The organism is Pseudomonas sp. 25 R 14, from assembly GCF_900004755.1.
Taxonomy (GTDB): domain Bacteria; phylum Pseudomonadota; class Gammaproteobacteria; order Pseudomonadales; family Pseudomonadaceae; genus Aquipseudomonas; species Aquipseudomonas brenneri.
Window position 1 is genome coordinate 236,475 of sequence record NZ_CVTS01000038.1, and the last position, 19,342, is coordinate 255,816.

The following is a 19,342-nucleotide window of genomic DNA, read 5'->3' on the forward strand; positions in this document are numbered from 1 at the left end:
TCGATTACCGGGTCTTTTTGATCAGGTCAAAATCCCGCAGGGCCACGTAGGGGTTCCAGTATTCACGTACGGACTGGATCTGCCCGTCCTTGGCCATGTGCAAAATGGCGATGAAGGTCTGATGGTAGGGCTTGCCACTGGAGCGAATCACACCGTCGCTGGTGTATTCAAAGACATAAGTGCCCTTTTCAGTGGTCTCAAGCAAGGTCCAGGTCTTAGGGTCGCTGTACCTCAAGTTGCCCATTTGCTTACTGAAGTTGGTGAAGTAATCGGTCATCTCCTGGCGGCCCTTGTTCACGCGTTTGAAGCCCGCATTCGGGAAGTCATCCACTGGCGCATAGGTCAGCTCGTAAGTGCCATCCTTTGCGTAGTACTTGGCCATTTCGGCCGGATGCTCCGACCATCCATCCAGGCTACGCCAGTAGAAGTCAGCCACGTCGGCCTTGGTGTACCCCGGCGACAGGTAGTAAAAGCCGCCCTGTTCCTTGATTGCTGCTTTGGGTTGAGCGTTAACCCCGGCGGCAAAGACTGCCGTGGTGACCAGCACACCCAGTAACCATCCACGAAGACTCATCATGTTTATTACCTCACTCTCGATTGACTAACGGGTTGATTCGGCTTTATTGCGGGCGCAACTTTCCCGATGCGGTCATGGCCTGACAGCACGGGGGCAAGGTGTGGCTCAATGGGGCATGCGCAGGACGGCCTTGATGGTTTCGCCGCAATGGATATCCGCGATCGCCTGGTTGATCTGCGCCAGATCGTAAAAGCGGATCATTTTGTCTACCGGGAAACGCCCTTGCTGGAACAACGCCACCAGTCGAGGCAGGAAGACTGAAGGTGCCGCGTCGCCCATGATGCTGCCGCGCACCACTCGGCCCCGGATCAGTTGCATGACATCCAGAGACAGTTGGGTCCCGGGTGCGACCACGCCGGTCAGCACGGCCTCCCCACCCTCTTCCAGGACGTTGACAGCGCTGGTCATCACGCCAACATGACCGGCGCATTCGACGGCGTATTTCACGCCCTTGCCGGCGGTCAGCGCCATGATCTGTTGCACCGAGTCACCCTGACTCGCATCAATCAGGTGAGTCGCCCCCATCTCTTGGGCAACCGCCAGGCGTGACGCTTGCGTGTCTACCGCGATGATCGGGTTGCAACCGATAGCCCGCGCCGCCATGACCGCACTCAGGCCCACCGCACCCATGCCAAACACAGCGATGGCAGTACCAGGCGCCGGTTTCAGGGTATTCATCACCGCCCCGGCGCCGGTCATCACGCCGCAGGCAAAGGGCCCCAAAAACTCCAGTGGCGCGTCATCTGCAACCTTGACGAGGCTGCTGGCGGTTACCACCGCGTAGCTGGCGAACGAAGACTGGCCGAAAAAGTGGCTGTGCACCGGCCGCCCATTGTCATGCAATGACACCGAGCCATCAGCACGAGAGGCTTTCCAGTTGTAGTCAAAATGCTCATCGCAGTACGTCGGCAGGCCACTGGCGCAGTGGCCGCATTGACCACAGAAGCCCAGGGACAGGATGACCTTGTCACCCACCTGCACATGGCTGACATTCGGTCCGACGTGCTCGACGATACCGGCACCTTCATGACCGAGCACAACGGGCATCGCGACCGCGATCTGTTGGTCACGTACGGCGAGGTCGGTGTGGCAGATGCCGGTGGCGATGATTTTGACCCGGACTTCGCCGCTGCGTGGTGTGTCCAGTTGCAACTGGCGCAGGTCAAACAGTGGGCCTTTGCCTTCGGTAACGGCAGCCAGGATTCTCATGGCGTTTTTTCTCTGCAACGTCAGTGGCTTGACACTGGTTACCGGAGTAACCAGTCGTTGAAGCCAGACTAACGGGCAGATCCACCGGCAGCTTTACCTTACCTGCTGTTGTATTGACGCTTCTTGCGCAATGAGCGGCGTCTAGGGACGACGCAGCTCACTGGCGGACTGCCCGACAACCCGGCGAAACGCTCGAGAAAATTGACTGGCACCGGCAAACCCGGTGTCCAGGGCAATGTCCAGCAGGCTGCGGTCAGTGGTGGTAATCAAGTGCTTGGCCCGGTTGACCCGACACAGCAACAGGTACTGGTACGGTGACATCCCGAAGGTGCGTCGGAATACTCGGGAAAAATGGTAGGGGCTGAGGTTAACGATGTTCGACAAGTCGGCCAGGCGCACCTCATTGGCCAGGGACGCTTCAATGTATTCGGTCAAGCGCTGGCGTTGCACCAGACCCAACTCACCCGTGTTGCTCGGCGAGGTATCGGGCAACTGCTGCAGTGCTCGCACTTCCTGCATCAACAGCATGACCAACGTTTCCAGGTACAACGTATCGGTCTTGCCGTCACGTACCACCTGATCCAGGCGCTTGAGCAGCCCTCGCAGGAATCCGTCATGACAGCTGATCAGCGGCCTGAGATCCTTTTGGGCGCGATAGGTCGGACAGACCTCGGCCAATTGATCCTCATCAACCGACACCAGTACATAGCCAATCCTGGCGCGCGCCCCAGTCCAGCCTTCGAACAATGACCCGGCCGGAATAAAGTCAATGACCTGATCCAGAGCCCGGGCACCGGCTTGCCGCAAGCCGTCGATACTGACCTCGCCATCACTGACCGAACCTTGCCGATAAAGCACAAACTGGTGCTGTTGGCGGCGCATTTCAAACTGGTGAGGACGATGCGCCACCTGCACGCACTCGATAGCGCCCCAGGGCGGCAGCGCACGGTGGATCATTTGCGAAATCCCCGGCGGCGTGTACGTCAGGCCTTCGGGCTCGCTCTCCACCGCTTCGTCGAGAAACGCCTGAACATCGGCATGGGGTGAAGAGGACATCCAGCGCTCCCGGGTGGAATTCGGTAAGGTATTAATTAAATGGCCGCTACTTTAGTTTATCAGTCAGGCCAGTCATTACGCCATTTTCCCTGCCCGGACAGTATGCCGGGCATACCCCAGAGAACGCGAACCCCAATGATTGAAACTCGATATGCCAGCGCACTGCTCATCTCCAGCCTCCTCCTGAGCGGGTGCGCCTCCCTGCCAGCCTCCAACACTTCGGGCGAGCACCTGCCGCTGATCGTGGCACACCGGGGTGGCACGGCGGACTTTCCGGAGAACACGCTGCTGGCAATCAACAATGCCTTGCGCAATAACGTCGACATGCTCTGGCTCACCGTACAACTGAGCAGTGACGATGTCCCCGTGTTATATCGGCCGACTGACCTGAGCGCCAACACCCAGGGCTCAGGCGCGGTAGCCGGGAAAACCTGGGCCCAGTTGCAACAACTCAACGCGGGCTGGCAGTTCAAGCAAACAGCAGCCGATGGCCAGGTGACGTATCCCTACCGTACCCAAACCGTATCGCTACCCTCATTGCAACAGGCGCTGAACGTCATTCCTGCCACAACCCCCATTATCCTCGACATGAAAGCCCTGCCGGCCGCCCCACAGGCCAAGGCTGTCGCCCGGATACTGGCGCAAAACCACGCCTGGAGCCGAGTGCTGATCTACTCCACCGATGCCAGCTACCAGCAAGCGTTCTCTCAATACCCCCAGGCCCGGCTGTTCGAATCCCGGGACGGGACGCGTGACCGTTTGGCAAACGTCGCCCTGGCGCACAGCTGCAACCCGGCACCGCAAGCCGGTAGCTGGGTGGCGTTTGAATATCAGCGTAAGGTTGAACTGGTGGAAACCTTCACCCTGGGTGAAGCCCGTTCACCGGTGAATGCCAAACTGTGGACACCCCAGGCCATCAACTGCTTCCAATCCAAGGGCAAATTGAGCATTTTGGCGATCGGGATCAACAGCGAAGACGATTATCGGGCTGCCGCTTGCTTGAAGGTCGATGCGGTACTGGTTGACTCGCCGCGCACGATGCGGGATGTGAAGCAGCGGCTCGAACGGCCGCTGCGGTGTAACTGAGCGTCAGCTCTGCTTGTAACCGCGCACGTCATCCACCCCACGGTTGGCCAACTGGTCAGCCCGTTCGTTGCCGGGATGGCCGATGTGCCCGCGCACCCACTTCCAGGTGATGTTATGGCGATTGCACTGCTCGTCGAGCAACTGCCACAGATCGGCATTCTTCACCGGCTCCTTCGCCGCAGTCTTCCAGCCACGCTTCTTCCAGTTGACCATCCACTCATTGATACCTTTCATGACGTACTGCGAGTCGGTCACCAGCAACACGTCACAACGGCGCTTGAGCTCTTCGAGACCACGAATGGCGCCCATCAGCTCCATGCGGTTGTTGGTGGTATTGGCTTCGCCGCCCCACAACTCCTTCTCCACGCCCTTGCACACCAGCAAGGCGCCCCAGCCGCCCGGACCAGGATTGCCCTTGCAGGCGCCGTCGGTAAAGAGTTCTACGCTATCGGTCATTACGCTATCCATCAAAGCGGGTTGCCGGCAATCGACCGGCAGCTCCCGAGGTCGAACACTACGACCAAAATTCCAGAAAAATGATTTATGGCTCGCTGGAGCGACGGTTGACCTTGGCCAGGGGCATCGGCACCAGTTTACCCATGGGCTCACGCCGGACCTGGCTCACCGGCCGCAGCCCGACCACGATCTTGCGGGCCACCAGCAGGTAGAAACCGCCACCGGACAACTGCCATGCGCCGGCCCGGCGCTCCCAGCCAGCCAAACGGCCCTGCCACTTGGGCGAGGCAAGCGGCGGACGATAGCACCCGAAGCGGCGTTTCTCCAGCGCGAAACCCAGCAGGTTCAACCAGTCGCTGACCCGCGAGGGTGAGATGCAGCGGGCCTGGCTCAATGCGTCATGGGCAAAGACGTGCCGCAGGCCCCATGAACTCCAGGGGTTGATGCCGACGATCAATAAATGGCCGCCAGGACGCACGGCGCTGGCCGCCTCACGCAGCAACCCATGGGGTGACAGGCAGAAATCCAGGCCATGCTGCATCACCACCACATCGGCCGCGTGCTCGCTCAAGGGCCAGGCCTGTTCCTCGCACACAATCTCGACCCCGGGCAACGGCGCGCCCAGGCGTACATTGCGCTGCACCTGGCGCGCGGGCGGCGGTGTCTGGGCCGATGGGCCGTAATGCACCAGGTAGCCACCGAAGAAGCGCTCCAGCTCTTCTTCAAGCATCAACCGCTCTTGTTCCAGCAGAAATTGCCCGATCGGCCCGGACAGCCATTCACGGGCTGCGCTGATCAAGGCCAGCCATTCGGGATCGGCCTGGGCGAACGCTTTATCAGTCATTGCATTCTCCAACTCGCCAAGACGTTCTAAGATGCACCAATGTGTTCAGCTTGGCGAATAGAAGAATGATACAGATCAGTGCCCTGCCCGCCTTCACCGATAACTACATCTGGTTGTTACAAGACCATCGCAGCCATCGTTGCGCGGTGGTCGATCCCGGCGATGCCGCGCCCGTGCTGGCGTGGCTTGCACAGCACCCGGACTGGTCCCTCAGCGACATCCTGGTGACTCACCATCATCCTGACCACGTGGGCGGGGTCGAACAGCTCAAGCAAGTCTCAGGCGCCAAGGTCTATGGCCCGGCCAACGAAAAGATCCCGGCCCGTGACGTTGCGCTCAACGATAACGACCAGATCGAGGTGCTGGGCTGGGACTTCGACGTGCTCGCCGTACCGGGCCATACCCTCGGCCATATAGCCTTTTATCATCATGGCTTGCTGTTCTGCGGCGATACACTGTTCGCCGCCGGTTGCGGACGCTTGTTCGAAGGCACACCGGAGCAGATGTACAACTCCCTTGAGCGCCTGGCCGCCCTGCCGGCCGACACGCTGGTCTACTGCACCCACGAATACACACAAAGTAACCTGCGTTTTGCCCAGGCCGTGGAACCGGATAACACCGATATCGCCGAACGGGTGGCAAAAGTCAGCCAACTCCGGGCAGGCGGCAAGATGACTCTGCCCTCGACCCTAGCCCTGGAAAAACTGACCAACCCTTTTTTGCGCACCGCTGAAACATCCGTTAAACAAAAAGCGGACGAGCGGAATGGCCGCGATAACCGCTCTGGGAGCGAGGTGTTTGCTAGCTTGCGCGCTTGGAAAGATACGTTCTAAGCAGACAGGTTCTGATACAAAATTTCTGAGTGGTTGACCGGAACCGAAGCGCTTTCTAGAATCGCCCGACATTTTTGCCCGGAACTAACTTCCAGCCAATGTCGTCATCTATTCGTAAATCCAACCATTCAGACGCATTGACCCGCCTGGCTCAAGCCATTGCGGTGGCTGTATCCGCAACTCTGGCGGGCTGCCAAACCACCAATTACGCTGCACAATCCACCGTGCAACCCAAACCTGTCTTAACTGCCAAGATCAAGCAAAAACCCCTTTGGCTCTCAGAGAAGCCAAGCCCACAGGTGCCCCAGGATGTCTGGGAGCGCATGCGCCAGGGGTTCCAATTGCAGGACGGCGTCGGCGTCAACCCGCGTATCGAGCAACAACGCCTATGGTTCGCCAGCAACCCCTCTTTCCTGGAGAACGCCGGCGAACGCGGCAGTCTCTATATTCATTACATCGTCGAGCGCCTTGAAGAGCGCAACATGCCCCTGGAGCTGGCGCTGCTGCCAGTCATTGAAAGTGCCTACAACCCAATGGCCTATTCACGCAGCGATGCGGTTGGCCTGTGGCAGTTCATTCCCTCCACCGGGCGCTACTTCAACCTGCGCCAGACCCGCGCCTACGATGGCCGTCGCGATATCACCGCCTCCACCACTGCTGCCCTGGACTATCTGACACGTCTGCATGATATGTTCAACGGCGACTGGTTGCTGGCCCTGGCGGCCTATAACGCGGGTGAAGGCACGGTCAGCCGGGCCATCGAACGTAACGAAAAGCTCGGTCTGCCCACCGACTACTGGAACCTGCCACTGCCCCAGGAAACCAAGGACTACGTGCCCAAGTTCTTGGCGCTGTCCCAAGTGGTGCTGGCTCCCGAGGCCTACGGCGTCAACCTGAACCCGATTGCCAACGCGCCGTACTTCGAGATGGTTGAAGTCAAGCAAAGCATGGACCTGTCCCGGGTCGCTGCGCTGGCTGAGATCGACGAAGACGAACTGTTCCAGCTCAACCCGGCCTTCAAGCAACGCACTACCCTGGACGGCCCCCAGCATCTGCTGGTGCCCACCTCCAAGGCGCAATTGTTGGCCAGTAGCCTGTCCTCGATGAATCCCGAGGAGTTGTTGAGCCTGCGCCCGAAAAAGCCGGTGTTCGACGAGGTTGAGCACAAGGCCGTGGCCGGCCGCTCGCGCAGCTACAAGGTCAAGAGCGGTGACAACCTGACGCTGATTGCCAAGGCCAACAAGGTCGACGTGCATGACCTGCAGCGCTGGAACAAGCTCAATGGCCAGGCCTTGAAAGTCGGCCAGACCCTGGTGATGCAGGACACCCGCAAAGTCGTGGCCAAGGCTGGCGGCAAGAAGCCGGTGCAGTACAAGGTCAAGAAAGGTGACTCGCTGTACATGGTTGCCAAGCGCTTCAACGTCGAGATGCAACATCTCAAGCGTTGGAACCCACGCACTGGCCAGGCGCTGAAGCCGGGGCAGATGCTGGTGGTGTCCGGGCCGCGCTGATCCCTTGTGGGAGCGGGCTTGCTCGCTCCCACATTGATTTTTGTCATTTTCAACAGCCTTTTTCCAAGTGGAACAAGCTGTTACTGTACCGATCATAAAGCCCAAGCCGCCTGGATCGGATCTCTGACTTGAAGCGTCCCCTCCTTCTACTAATAAGTCTGGCCTTGAGCTTTAGTGCGAACGCGACCATTACCGAGAACCACGGTTATGCGCAGTTCGGTACGCTCAAGTACCCGGCCAAATTCACCCACTTCGATTGGGTAAACCCCGCAGCGCCCAAGGGCGGCACCTTGCGGGTCATGGCCTTTGGCACGTTTGACACCATCAATCCCTACACATTCAAGGGCTCAAGCCCGGTCTCCACCGCCAACTTCCTGCAATACGGAGTCAATGAGCTCAACGAGCCGTTGATGGTCGGCACCGGGCAGTACGCCCCTTCCGGCGACGAGCCCACGTCCAGTTATGGCCTGATAGCCCAATCGGTGGAATACAGCGAGGATCGCAGTTGGGTGGTGTTCAACCTGCGCCCGCAAGCGCGCTTCCATGACGGCAAGCCCATCACCGCCGACGATGTAGCGTTTTCCTATCGCACATTGCTGACCGAAGGCCATCCGCAATACCGCACCAATTTGCAGGAAGTGGCCCGGGTGGACGTACTCACCCCCCACCGCATCCGCTTCGTGTTCAAGCGCGCCGGCAACCCACTGTTGATCCTGCGCCTGGGCGAGTTGCCGGTGCTGCCCCAGCATTACTGGAAGAACCGCGACTTCAAGGCCACCACCTTCGAACCGCCACTGGGCAGCGGGCCGTATCGGATCAGCCAGGTCCAGCCAGGCCGGCAACTGGTGTTCGAACGGGTCAAGGATTATTGGGGCAAGGACCTGCCGGTCAATCGCGGGTTCTACAACTACGACAAGGTCGAGGTGGAGTTCTACCGCGACAGCGACGTGGCCTTCGAAGCGTTCAAGGCTGGCGAATTCGATATCTATATCGAGCACCAAGCCAAGAACTGGGCCAATGGCTACAACTTCCCGGCAGTCAACCGTGGCGAGGTGATCAAGGCGCAGATCGCCCACCAGATCCCGACCCAGAGCCAGGGCCTGTTCATGAACAGCCGCCGCGCCACGTTCAGCCAGGCCAAGGTGCGTGAAGCACTGGGGCTGATGTTCGATTTCGAGTGGACCAACCGCACCCTGTTCAGCGGCGCCTATAAACGCACCTTGAGCTACTACCCCAACAGCGAGTTCTCGGCCAGCGGCCTGCCGGTGGGCCATGAATGGCTGATGCTCTCGCCCTATCGCGATCAACTGCCGGCCAATCTGTTTACCCAGGCCTTCAGCCTGCCGCAGACCGATGGCCGAGGCATCCCCAGGGAGACCTTGCGCCGCGCCCTCGGCTTGTTGGCAGAAGGCGGCTGGAAACTTTCCGGTCAGCGCCTGCTCAATAGCGACGGGCAGCCGCTGCGTTTCGAGATCCTGCTGGTCAATCCGAACCTGGAGCGGATTCTGCAACCTTATGTCGAAAACCTGCGCAGCATCGGCATCGATGCGCGCTTACGCACTGTGGATCGTGCGCAGTACAAGCAGCGCCTCGACCAGTTCGACTTCGACATGATCCTGATGACCCTCAACCAGACTCTCAGCCCCGGCCTTGAACAGTGGCAGTACTTCCACTCCAGCCAGGCCGGGATCAAGGGCAGCAAGAATTACGCGGGCATCGCCAACCCGGTGGTCGACCACCTGCTGGAACAATTGCTCGCCGCGCAGACCCGCGACCAGCAAGTCGCCGCCGGCCGGGCCCTGGACCGGGTCCTGCTGTGGCAGCACTACAGTATTCCCAATTGGTATCTCAACTATCATCGCCTGGCGTACCGTAACCGGTTCGCCTTCGTCACCACGCCGCCCTATAGCCTGGGCCTGAGCGCGTGGTGGCTGAAAGCTTCGGAGAAACCCCAATGATGGCTTTGCGTACTGCGATTATCAGTGGCCTGTTGTTGTGCACCCAGGCTGTTGCTGCCCCTCAACATGCCTTGACCCTGTATGACGAGCCGCCCAAGTACCCGGCCAATTTCAAGCATGTCGACTACGTCAATCCCGACGCGCCCAAGGGCGGCACTTTTCGCGAGTCGGCCATGGGTAGCTTCGACAGCCTCAACCCGTTTATCAGCAAAGGCGTGCCCGCCGACAATATTGGCCTGGTCTTCGACACCCTGGCCCAGCAAGGCCTGGACGAGCCCATCACCGAGTACGGCCTGATCGCCGGCAAGATCGAAAAAGCCCCCGATAACAGCTGGGTACGCTTTTACCTGCGGCCCGAAGCGCGCTTCCACGATGGCCATCCGGTACACGCCGAAGACGTGGTGTTCACCTTTGAAACCCTGATCAAGCAAGGCAGCCCCATCTACCGCACCTACTACGCTGACGTCGCCGAAGTGGTGGCCGAAGACCCGCTGCGGGTGCTGTTCAAGTTCAAACACACCAGCAACCGTGAGCTGCCGCTGATCCTCGGCCAGTTGCCCGTACTGCCCAAGCATTGGTGGGCCGGGCGCGACTTTGCCAAAAGCAGCCTGGAGATTCCCCTGGGCAGCGGTCCGTACAAGGTGGCCGAGGTCAAGCCGGGGCGTTCGATCCGCTACGAGCGGGTCAAGGATTACTGGGCCAAGGACCTGCCGATCAACAAGGGCCTGTACAACTTCGATTACCGCATCAGCGATTACTATCGCGACAACACCGTGGCCCTGGAAGCCCTCAAGGCCGGGCAGTTCGACTACTGGCAGGAAACCACGGCCAAGAACTGGGCCAATGCCTACAACGTCCCGGCCGTCGCCGAGGGGCGGTTGATCAAGGAAGAACTGCCCAACGGCAATCCCACCGGGATGCAGGGTTTTGTGTTCAATATCCGCAAGCCGATGTTCCAGGATGTGCGGGTGCGCAAGGCCATCAGCCTGCTGCTGGACTTTGAATGGAGCAACAAGCAACTGTTCAACGGCGCCTACACCCGCACCCGTAGCTACTTCGAAAACTCGGACATGGCTGCCACCGGCCTGCCCGGCCCCGCCGAACTGGCGATTCTCGAACCGCTGCGCGGCCGAATCCCGCCGCAAGCGTTCACCGAAGCCTTCGCACCGCCCAAAACCGATGCCAGCGGCATGATCCGCACCCAGCAGCGCGAAGCCTACCAACTGTTGCAGGAAGCCGGCTGGCGCATCGTCGACGACAAGATGGTCGACACCAACGGCAAACCGGTGAGCATCGAATTCATGCTGTTCCAGACCGACTTCGAGCGCATCCTGCTGCCCTTCAAGCGCAACCTGGCAGACCTGGGTATCGAGTTGGTGATCCGCCGGGTCGACGTCTCGCAGTACGTCAATCGCGTACGCTCGCGGGATTTCGACATGATGGTCGGCAGTTTCCCGCAGTCCTCCTCACCGGGTAACGAACAGCGTGAATTCTGGCAAACGAGCAGTGCCGACAACCCCGGCAGCCGCAACTACATCGGCCTCAGGGATCCGGCCATCGACGAATTGGTGGAACAGTTGATCAACGCCGACTCACGCAACAGCCTGGTGGCCCACGCCAAGGCCCTGGACCGGGTACTGCAGTTTGGCTACTACGTGATCCCCAACTGGCATATCAAGACCTACCGCGTGGCCTACTGGAATCACCTTGGCCACCCCAAAGTCCCACCGCGCTATGACGTGGGCATCAATACCTGGTGGATCAAACCCCACACGCCGCCGGCAATGACGCCGCCCACAGACACCAGCGCCGACCCGGCGAGCGGAGGCGACTGACCATGCTGGCTTATATTTTTCGCAGGTTGCTGCTGATCATTCCGACGCTGTTCGGCATCTTGCTGATCAACTTTGTCATCATCCAGGCCGCGCCCGGCGGCCCGGTGGAGCAAATGATCGCCAAGCTCGAAGGCTTTGAAGGTGCCACCAGCCGCATCGCCGGTGGCGGCGCCGAAGTCTCGGTGGCCGGCTCCAGCTACCGTGGTGCCCAGGGCCTGGACCCGACGCTGATCAAGGAAATCGAGAAGATGTACGGCTTCGACAAGTCGGCGCCGGAACGCTTGTGGATCATGGTCAAGAACTACGCCCGGCTGGACTTTGGCGACAGCTTCTTTCGTGATGCCAAGGTCATCGACCTGATCAAGGAGAAGATGCCGGTGTCCATTTCCCTCGGGTTATGGAGCACCCTGATCATGTACCTGGTCTCGATCCCCCTGGGGATCGCCAAGGCCACCCGACATGGCAGCCACTTTGATGTGTGGACCAGTTCGGCGATCATCGTCGGCTATGCGATCCCGGCGTTCCTGTTTGCCATCCTGTTGATCGTGGTGTTTGCCGGCGGCAGTTATTTCGACTGGTTTCCCCTGCGCGGGCTGACATCCAACAACTTTGACGAACTGAGCTGGGGCGGCAAGATCCTCGACTACTTCTGGCACCTGGCACTGCCGGTCACGGCCCTGGTGATCGGTAACTTCGCCACCATGACGTTACTGACCAAGAACAGCTTTCTCGATGAAATCAACAAACAGTACGTGATCACCGCCAAGGCCAAGGGCCTGACCAATCACCGCGTGCTCTACGGCCACGTATTCCGCAATGCCATGTTGTTGGTCATCGCAGGCTTCCCTTCGGCGTTTATCGGGATCTTCTTTACCGGCTCGCTGCTGGTGGAAGTGATTTTCTCCCTCGACGGCCTGGGCCTGATGAGCTTTGAAGCCGCGATCAACCGCGATTACCCGGTGGTGTTCGGCACCCTGTTTATCTTCACCCTGCTGGGGTTGGTGGTGAAACTGATTGGTGATTTGACCTACACCCTGGTCGACCCACGCATCGACTTCGAAAGCCGGGAGCATTGAGATGAATCTATCCCCCCTCAATCGCCGCCGTTTCGAACGTTTCAAGGCCAACAAGCGCGGCTGGTGGTCGCTGTGGCTGTTCCTGATCCTGTTTGGCCTGAGCCTGGGCGCCGAGTTGATCGCCAATGACAAGCCGCTGGCGGTGCATTACGACGGCGACTGGTACTTCCCGGCACTCAAGCGTTACCCGGAAACCGCCTTCGGCGGTGAGTTCCCCCTGGAAGCCAACTACAAAAGCCCGTACATCCGCGAACTGCTCAAGGCCAAGGATGCCTGGACGCTCTGGGCGCCGATCCCCTACAGCTACCAGAGCATCAACTACGACCTGAAAGTCCCGGCACCGGCACCGCCTTCGGCCGATAACCTGCTGGGCACCGATGACCAGGGCCGCGATGTGCTGGCGCGGGTGATCTATGGCTTTCGGGTCTCGGTGCTGTTTGCCCTGACCCTCACCGTATTAAGCTCGATCATCGGTGTGGCGGCCGGCGCCTTGCAGGGCTTCTATGGCGGCTGGGTCGACCTGGCCGGCCAGCGCTTCCTGGAAATCTGGTCGGGCTTGCCGGTGCTGTACCTGCTGATCATCCTCGCCAGCTTCGTGCAGCCCAACTTCTGGTGGCTGCTGGGGATCATGCTGCTGTTTTCGTGGATGAGCCTGGTGGACGTGGTGCGCGCCGAATTCCTACGCGGGCGCAACCTGGAATATGTGCGTGCGGCGCGGGCGCTGGGCATGCAGAACGGTGCGATCATGTTCCGCCATATCCTGCCCAACGCCATGGTCTCGACCATGACCTTCATGCCCTTCATCTTGACCGGCGCCATCGGCACCCTGACCGCCCTGGACTTCCTCGGCTTCGGCCTGCCCGCCGGCTCGCCGTCCCTGGGCGAACTGGTGGCCCAGGGCAAATCCAACCTACAGGCGCCGTGGCTGGGCATCAGCGCGTTCGCGGTACTGGCGATCATGTTGAGTTTGCTGGTGTTTATCGGCGAGTCCGCTCGCGATGCCTTCGACCCGAGGAAATGAGATGAATCAGGACAATCTGATCGAAGTCCGCGACCTCAGTGTCGAGTTCGTCACCGGCCAGCAGCATCAGCGCGTGGTGGAAAACATCAGCTTCGATATTCGCCGTGGGGAAACCCTGGCCCTGGTCGGCGAAAGCGGCTCCGGCAAATCGGTGACTGCCCACTCGATCCTGCGCCTGCTGCCCTACCCCCTGGCGCGGCATCCGTCCGGCACGATCGGGTATGCCGGGCAAGATCTGCTGACCATGAAAGAAAAACCCTTGCGCCAGATCCGTGGCAACCGCATTGCGATGATCTTCCAGGAACCGATGACCTCGCTGAACCCGCTGCACTCCATCGAAAAGCAGATCAACGAAGTGCTGGGCCTGCACAAGGGCCTGACCGGCAAGGCCGCGACCCTGCGCACCCTGGAACTGCTGGAGCTGGTGGGCATTCCCGAGCCGCACAAACGTCTCAAGGCCCTGCCCCATGAACTGTCCGGCGGCCAGCGCCAGCGGGTGATGATCGCCATGGCCCTGGCCAACGAGCCGGAGCTGCTGATCGCCGATGAGCCGACCACGGCCCTGGACGTCACCGTGCAGTTGAAGATCCTCGAACTGCTCAAGGAACTGCAGGCGCGCCTGGGCATGGCGTTGCTGCTGATCAGTCATGACTTGAACCTGGTACGGCGCATTGCCCACCGTGTGTGTGTGATGCAGCGCGGTTGCATTGTCGAACAGGCCTCCTGCGAGGAACTGTTCCGCGCCCCCCAGCACCCCTATACCCAGGAACTGCTGGCCGCCGAGCCCAGCGGTGGACCGGCCACCAACGCCATCGGCCCACCGCTGCTGGAAGTCGACGACCTGAAGGTCTGGTTCCCGATCAAGAAAGGCTTTTTGCGCAGCACCGTCGATTACGTCAAGGCGGTGGACGGTATCCACTTCAGCCTGCCCCAGGGGCAGACCCTGGGCATCGTCGGCGAAAGTGGCTCCGGCAAATCCACCCTCGGCCTGGCGATCCTGCGCTTGATCGGCAGCAAGGGCGGGATCCGTTTTGAAGGCCAGCAACTGGACCAACTGACCCAACAACAGGTGCGGCCATTGCGCCGGGAAATGCAGGTGGTGTTCCAGGACCCATTTGGCAGCCTGAGCCCACGCATGTGCGTCAGCGAGATCGTTGGCGAAGGCTTGCGCATTCACAAGATCGGCACGGCAGCCGAGCAGGAAGAGGCGATTATCGCAGCGCTCAAGGAAGTCGGGCTGGATCCGCAGACCCGCCACCGCTACCCCCATGAGTTCTCCGGCGGCCAGCGCCAGCGCATTGCTATCGCCCGCGCGCTGGTGCTCAAGCCACGCTTGATCCTGCTGGATGAACCAACCTCGGCCCTGGACCGTACGGTACAGCGCCAGGTAGTGGAGCTGTTGCGTAACCTGCAGGCCAAGTACAACCTGACCTACTTGTTCATCAGCCATGACCTGGCGGTGGTCAAGGCACTGAGCCACCAATTGATGGTGGTCAAGCAGGGCCAGGTAGTGGAACAGGGCGATGCCAAAGCCATCTTCGCCGATCCGCAGCATGCCTATACCCGGCAGTTGCTGGAGGCCGCGTTCCTGGTGCCCACAAACATCCACCACCAATCCCTGTAGGAGCTGGCTTGCCAGCTCCTACATTCGATCTTCACCAGCCGGGTGATCGCCACCTTTCGCAAAAGCAAACCAATATCATTTGCGCTGCCCACAGGCCTTTGCTTTAATCGCGACCAATTCCTATTCACGTCATGGCATCAGCGCCGGATGGATATTGTGTCGACCTCCCCCACTTCGTTCAGTCAGCTCTACGGTAGCCACCATTCCTGGCTGCTCGGCCTGTTGCGCCGACGTCTGAGCAACCGCTGGGATGCCGCCGACCTGGCGCAGGACACCTTCATCCGCGTGCTGAAACGCCCGCCCAACCAGGCCGACCCGGTGCGCGAGCGTTCATACCTGGCGACCATCGCCCGCGGCCTGTGCATTGACCACTGGCGCCGTCGCCAACTGGAGCAGGCCTGGCTGCAAAGCCTCGCCGATCGCCCACAAGCGGTGCAGCCATCGCTGGAGCAGCGGGCGATCATCGTCGAAACCCTGTACGAGGTCGACGCCATGCTCGCGCGGCTGCCGCACAAGGTTCGCGAGACGTTTCTGCTGGCGCAACTGCATGGCATGACCTACAAGCAGATCGCCATGCAACTAGGGGTCTGTGAGCGCATGGTGAAAAAATACATGGCCCAGGCGCTGTTGCACTGCGCGGTGCTCGAAGCCGAACTCGACGGATTGCTGGTGGAATGAACCCCAGCGCAAAACTCAGCCATGCCAGCCTGCAACAGGCAGCCCAATGGTATGTGCGCCTCCAGGACCCGCAAGGCGGCAGCCAGGCGCAGCAACATTGGCAAACATGGCTCGGGCAGAGCCCCGAGCATCAGGCCGCCTGGCGGTACGTCGAACGCGTCAGCCAACGCTTTGCTCCCCTGAGCGATGAACCCGTCAGCGCCGGACGGGCCCTGCGCAGCACGCGCAGGCAAACCCTCAAGACGCTGATGGTGTTGGGTGCCGGTTCAGCCCTGGCCTGGGGCACCTGGCGCAGCACCGTCCTGCCCCGTGTGGTGGCCGGCTGGAGTGCCGACTACGCCACGGCCAGCGGTGAAATCCGCGATGCATTGCTCGACGACGGCACGCATATCTGGCTAAACGCCCTGAGCGCCATGGACGTGCGCTTCGACGCGCACCAGCGCCTGCTGCACCTGCGCTTTGGCGAAGTGCTGATCGATACCGCCAAGGACCTCAGCCGACCGTTCCTGGTCGATACCGAACACGGACGGATGCGTGCCCTCGGCACCCGCTTCAGTGTGCTGCAGGGTGATGGCAGCACCACACTCAACGTATTTGATGGACGGGTCGAAGTGCGCACCGCCCAAAGCCAGCAAGTACGCATTGTGGAGGCGGGACAACAAGCCGTGTTCAATCGCGCAGCCATCCACAACACCGCGCAAGCCTCCGCCAGCCGTGAAGCCTGGAGCCGCGGGGTGCTGCTGGCCGACAACCTACCCCTGGGCCAATTGATTGGCGAACTGAACCGCTACCGCCCAGGCCATTTGGGTTGTGACCCGGCGGTGGCCCACTTACCCGTAATGGGTTCATTCCCGCTCAAGGACAGCGAGCATGCGTTGCGGCTGCTGGAAGCGGCGCTACCCATCAAGGTAGACCGAGTCATGCCGTGGTGGATCAGCGTTGGCCCGAAAAATACTGCCCTGTAAATTTTTTTCATCCCGCCAGTTCCCCTTTTCAACGTTCGTTCGGTTAACCCAGCAGACGCTTTCATCTTTGCCGAATCCGTAGGGAACCTTCCATGCCGCAACCTGCTGCTTTCACTGTGCGCCCCCTGGCGCTGGCCATCACCGCTACCCTGCTCTGCATGAGCCCGCTCACTGTGCAGGCGGTCGAAACGCCCGCGGTCCAGGAAACCACCCGCAGCTACAGCATTGGCGCAGGATCGCTGGTCAGTGTGCTGAACCGTTTTGCCGAGCAGTCGGGCATTTTCATCGCCGGCCACAACAGCCTGGCAGCAGGCAAGACCAGCCCGGGCCTGAGCGGCAGCTACACCCCGGCCGCCGGCTTGCAGCGCCTGTTGCAAGGCAGCGGCTTGCAGGCCCAGCCCCAGGGCAACAATGGCTATGTGCTGGAGCTGGCCCCGCTCAATACCGGCGAACTGGAACTGGGTGCCACCACCATTTCCGGCGTGGCCCTGGGCGCCACTACCGAAGACAGCCACTCCTACACCACCGGCTCGATGGCCTCGGCCACGGGGCTGCCACTGTCGATCCGCGAGACGCCACAGTCGGTTACCGTGATCACCCGCCAGCAAATGGATGACCAGGGCTCCAACAGCATCGCCGACACCCTGCGTCGTGCCCCCGGCGTCAGTGTGCAGAACTACGACAGCGAGCGTTGGGAGTTCTCCAGCCGTGGCCTGCCGATCACCAATTTCCAGTACGACGGCGTCAACTCCACCTATGACGGCGTGTATGACTACGGCACCACCAGCACCGACATGGCGGTGTACGACCACCTGGAAATCATCAAGGGCTCATCGGGCCTGATGAGCGGTTCCGGCGACCCCTCGGCCACGGTCAACCTGATCCGCAAAAAGCCCACCAAGGAATTCAAAACCTCGGTTACCGGCACCGTGGGCTCCTGGGACAACTACCGCACCGAAGGTGATATCTCCGGGCCGCTGACCGAGTCGGGTAATGTGCGCGGGCGCTTTGTCGGCGTGTACCAGGACCGCTCGTCCTACCTCGATCACTACCAGCACACCAAGGACATTGCCTACGGCATCCTCGAAGCCGACCTCACCCCCGACACCCTGCTGACCTTCGGCATCGACCAGCAGGATACCCGCTCCCGTGGCGCCAGCTGGACCGGGTTCCCGATGTACTTCAGCAACGGCAATCGCACGAACTTCTCGCGCTCGTTCAACCCGGCCGCCGACTGGAGCCGCCGCGACTTCCAGAACCAGACGATCTTCGCCTCGGTCCAGCAAAAGCTGGCCAACGACTGGTCGCTGAAAGTCAGCCTGGACCGCAAGCGCAGCCAGCACGACACCCTGCTCGCCTCCGCCAGCGGCGGCAACCCGGACCAGGCAACCGGCGAAGGCATGTACATGTTCATGGGCAAGTACAAGGGCGATCAGGTACAGAACACCCTCGACGTCAACCTCAACGGCCCGTTCAGCCTGTTTGGCCGCGAGCATGAGTTGATCATGGGCTTTATGGCGACCCGCTCGAAACAGGACGTGCCGGTCTACGGTTCGATCTACCCACCAGTGGGTGGCAGCATCTATGACTGGCGTGGCGAGTACCCCAAGCCGGATATCCCACGCAGCGGCCAGAACGATATTGTGCAACGCCAGACCGGCGCCTACCTGGCGACCCGCCTGAAACCTACCGATGACCTGTCGGTGATCCTCGGCACCCGCGTGAGCAATTTCAGCAATAACGACACCACTGATTTCTACGATCCGACCGCCACCGACGCGCGCACCAGTTACAAACAGACCGGCGTGGTGACGCCCTATGCCGGAGTGGTCTACGACCTCAACGATATCTGGTCGGTGTACAGCAGCTACACCAAGATCTACCGGCCGCAGAACACCAAGGACGCCGACCGCAAGTTGCTTGACGCGATTGAAGGCGACACTTACGAAGCCGGGCTCAAGGCCGCCTTTTTCGACGGCCGCCTGAATGCCAGCTTTGCCGCCTTCCGTATTGAACAGGACAATGTCGCGCAATACGTCTCGGGCTTTGAAAGCGACTCGATCTACCGCCCGATTGCCGGTGCCACGACCAAGGGCTTTGAAGTGGAACTGGCCGGCGAAGTACTCGACGGCTGGAATGTCTCGGCCGGCTATACCTACCAGCACACCCGCGATGCCAATGACGACTATGTCTACAGTTCAGTCCTGCAAACCACCACGCCACAGCAGGTGGTGCGCCTGTTCAACTCCTACCGCCTGCCCGGTGCGCTGGACAAGGTGACGATCGGTGCCGGGGTCAACTGGCAGAGCGAGTTCTTCGGCAATGTGTTCCAGCCCAACCCGAATGACACGGTCAACTTCGGCCAATACTCACGCATCACCCAGGACAGCTACTACCTGGTGGACCTGATGGCGCGCTATCGCTTCAACGAACACTTGAGCACCACGTTGAACGTGAAGAACGCCTTCGACAAAAAGTACTACACGGGCCTGGGCAACTTCGGCACCGGCTTCTACGGCGAGCCGCGCAGCCTGCAACTGGCCACGCGCTGGGACTTCTAACTCCAGGGGCGTACTTGGATACACCACATAAGGTCGACGGCGTATTTATGTG

The 19,342-nt window shown here is 60.6% G+C and carries 16 protein-coding genes; 11 read left to right on the top strand and 5 right to left on the bottom strand.

Annotated features, from left to right (window positions below):
• Positions 1 to 4: 4 nt before the first annotated feature.
• The 3 genes from BFQ03_RS10925 to BFQ03_RS10935 all read right to left on the bottom strand — a co-directional run bounded on the left by BFQ03_RS10925 (position 5) and on the right by BFQ03_RS10935 (position 2,842).
• Complete coding sequence (locus tag BFQ03_RS10925; protein WP_139115675.1) at positions 5 to 577, bottom strand: nuclear transport factor 2 family protein; 573 nt, start codon at positions 575 to 577, stop codon at positions 5 to 7.
• 105 nt (positions 578 to 682) lie between these two features.
• Positions 683 to 1,786 carry an NAD(P)-dependent alcohol dehydrogenase gene (locus BFQ03_RS10930; protein ID WP_065943066.1) on the bottom strand — a complete coding sequence of 368 codons (1,104 nt, stop codon included), beginning with the start codon at positions 1,784 to 1,786 and terminating at the stop codon, positions 683 to 685.
• Positions 1,787 to 1,927: 141 nt separating this feature from the next.
• A complete protein-coding gene (locus BFQ03_RS10935; RefSeq protein WP_065943067.1) occupies positions 1,928 to 2,842 on the bottom strand; it encodes an AraC family transcriptional regulator in 915 nt (304 codons plus the stop codon).
• Positions 2,843 to 2,977: 135 nt separating this feature from the next.
• Between BFQ03_RS10935 and BFQ03_RS10940 the strand changes: the two genes are divergently transcribed.
• Positions 2,978 to 3,928 (top strand): glycerophosphodiester phosphodiesterase family protein, encoded by a 951-nt coding sequence (locus BFQ03_RS10940; protein WP_065943068.1) that lies wholly within the window; start codon positions 2,978 to 2,980, stop codon positions 3,926 to 3,928.
• 3 nt (positions 3,929 to 3,931) lie between these two features.
• Here the strand turns inward: BFQ03_RS10940 and rnhA are convergent, their stop codons facing one another.
• Positions 3,932 to 4,384: a ribonuclease HI gene (gene rnhA, locus BFQ03_RS10945; RefSeq protein ID WP_010171667.1), complete on the bottom strand. Its 453-nt coding sequence runs from the start codon at positions 4,382 to 4,384 to the stop codon at positions 3,932 to 3,934.
• An 85-nt stretch (positions 4,385 to 4,469) separates the two neighbouring features.
• Positions 4,470 to 5,228 (bottom strand): class I SAM-dependent methyltransferase, encoded by a 759-nt coding sequence (locus BFQ03_RS10950; RefSeq protein ID WP_065943069.1) that lies wholly within the window; start codon positions 5,226 to 5,228, stop codon positions 4,470 to 4,472.
• Between the two features lie 65 nt (positions 5,229 to 5,293).
• Between BFQ03_RS10950 and gloB the strand changes: the two genes are divergently transcribed.
• From gloB to BFQ03_RS11000, 10 genes are all read left to right on the top strand, one after another.
• The gene (gene gloB, locus BFQ03_RS10955; RefSeq protein WP_032861214.1) at positions 5,294 to 6,061 is read left to right on the top strand and encodes a hydroxyacylglutathione hydrolase; all 768 of its coding nucleotides are present in this window, start codon (positions 5,294 to 5,296) and stop codon (positions 6,059 to 6,061) included.
• A gap of 98 nt (positions 6,062 to 6,159) precedes the next feature.
• Positions 6,160 to 7,572, top strand: coding sequence for a lytic transglycosylase domain-containing protein (locus BFQ03_RS10960; RefSeq protein WP_032861216.1), 1,413 nt, complete (start codon positions 6,160 to 6,162; stop codon positions 7,570 to 7,572).
• Positions 7,573 to 7,700: 128 nt separating this feature from the next.
• Positions 7,701 to 9,530, top strand: coding sequence for an extracellular solute-binding protein (locus tag BFQ03_RS10965; RefSeq protein ID WP_065943070.1), 1,830 nt, complete (start codon positions 7,701 to 7,703; stop codon positions 9,528 to 9,530).
• Positions 9,527 to 11,365: an extracellular solute-binding protein gene (locus BFQ03_RS10970; protein WP_032861220.1), complete on the top strand. Its 1,839-nt coding sequence runs from the start codon at positions 9,527 to 9,529 to the stop codon at positions 11,363 to 11,365. The genes BFQ03_RS10965 and BFQ03_RS10970 overlap by 4 nt, the downstream gene beginning before the upstream one ends.
• A 2-nt stretch (positions 11,366 to 11,367) precedes the next feature.
• On the top strand, positions 11,368 to 12,441 hold the full coding sequence (locus tag BFQ03_RS10975; RefSeq protein ID WP_032861221.1) for a microcin C ABC transporter permease YejB: 1,074 nt from the start codon (positions 11,368 to 11,370) through the stop codon (positions 12,439 to 12,441).
• A 1-nt stretch (position 12,442) separates the two neighbouring features.
• Positions 12,443 to 13,462, top strand: a complete 1,020-nt coding sequence (locus BFQ03_RS10980; protein WP_032861222.1) for an ABC transporter permease — start codon at positions 12,443 to 12,445, stop codon at positions 13,460 to 13,462.
• A gap of 1 nt (position 13,463) precedes the next feature.
• Complete coding sequence (locus BFQ03_RS10985; RefSeq protein ID WP_065943071.1) at positions 13,464 to 15,086, top strand: ABC transporter ATP-binding protein; 1,623 nt, start codon at positions 13,464 to 13,466, stop codon at positions 15,084 to 15,086.
• A gap of 147 nt (positions 15,087 to 15,233) precedes the next feature.
• Positions 15,234 to 15,764 carry a sigma-70 family RNA polymerase sigma factor gene (locus BFQ03_RS10990; protein WP_065943072.1) on the top strand — a complete coding sequence of 177 codons (531 nt, stop codon included), beginning with the start codon at positions 15,234 to 15,236 and terminating at the stop codon, positions 15,762 to 15,764.
• Entirely contained in the window at positions 15,761 to 16,729 is a 969-nt protein-coding gene (locus BFQ03_RS10995) for a FecR domain-containing protein (RefSeq protein WP_065943073.1), read from the top strand. The genes BFQ03_RS10990 and BFQ03_RS10995 overlap by 4 nt, the downstream gene beginning before the upstream one ends.
• Positions 16,730 to 16,821: 92 nt before the next feature.
• Positions 16,822 to 19,290, top strand: a complete 2,469-nt coding sequence (locus BFQ03_RS11000) for a TonB-dependent siderophore receptor (RefSeq protein WP_065943074.1) — start codon at positions 16,822 to 16,824, stop codon at positions 19,288 to 19,290.
• Positions 19,291 to 19,342 lie beyond the last annotated feature (52 nt).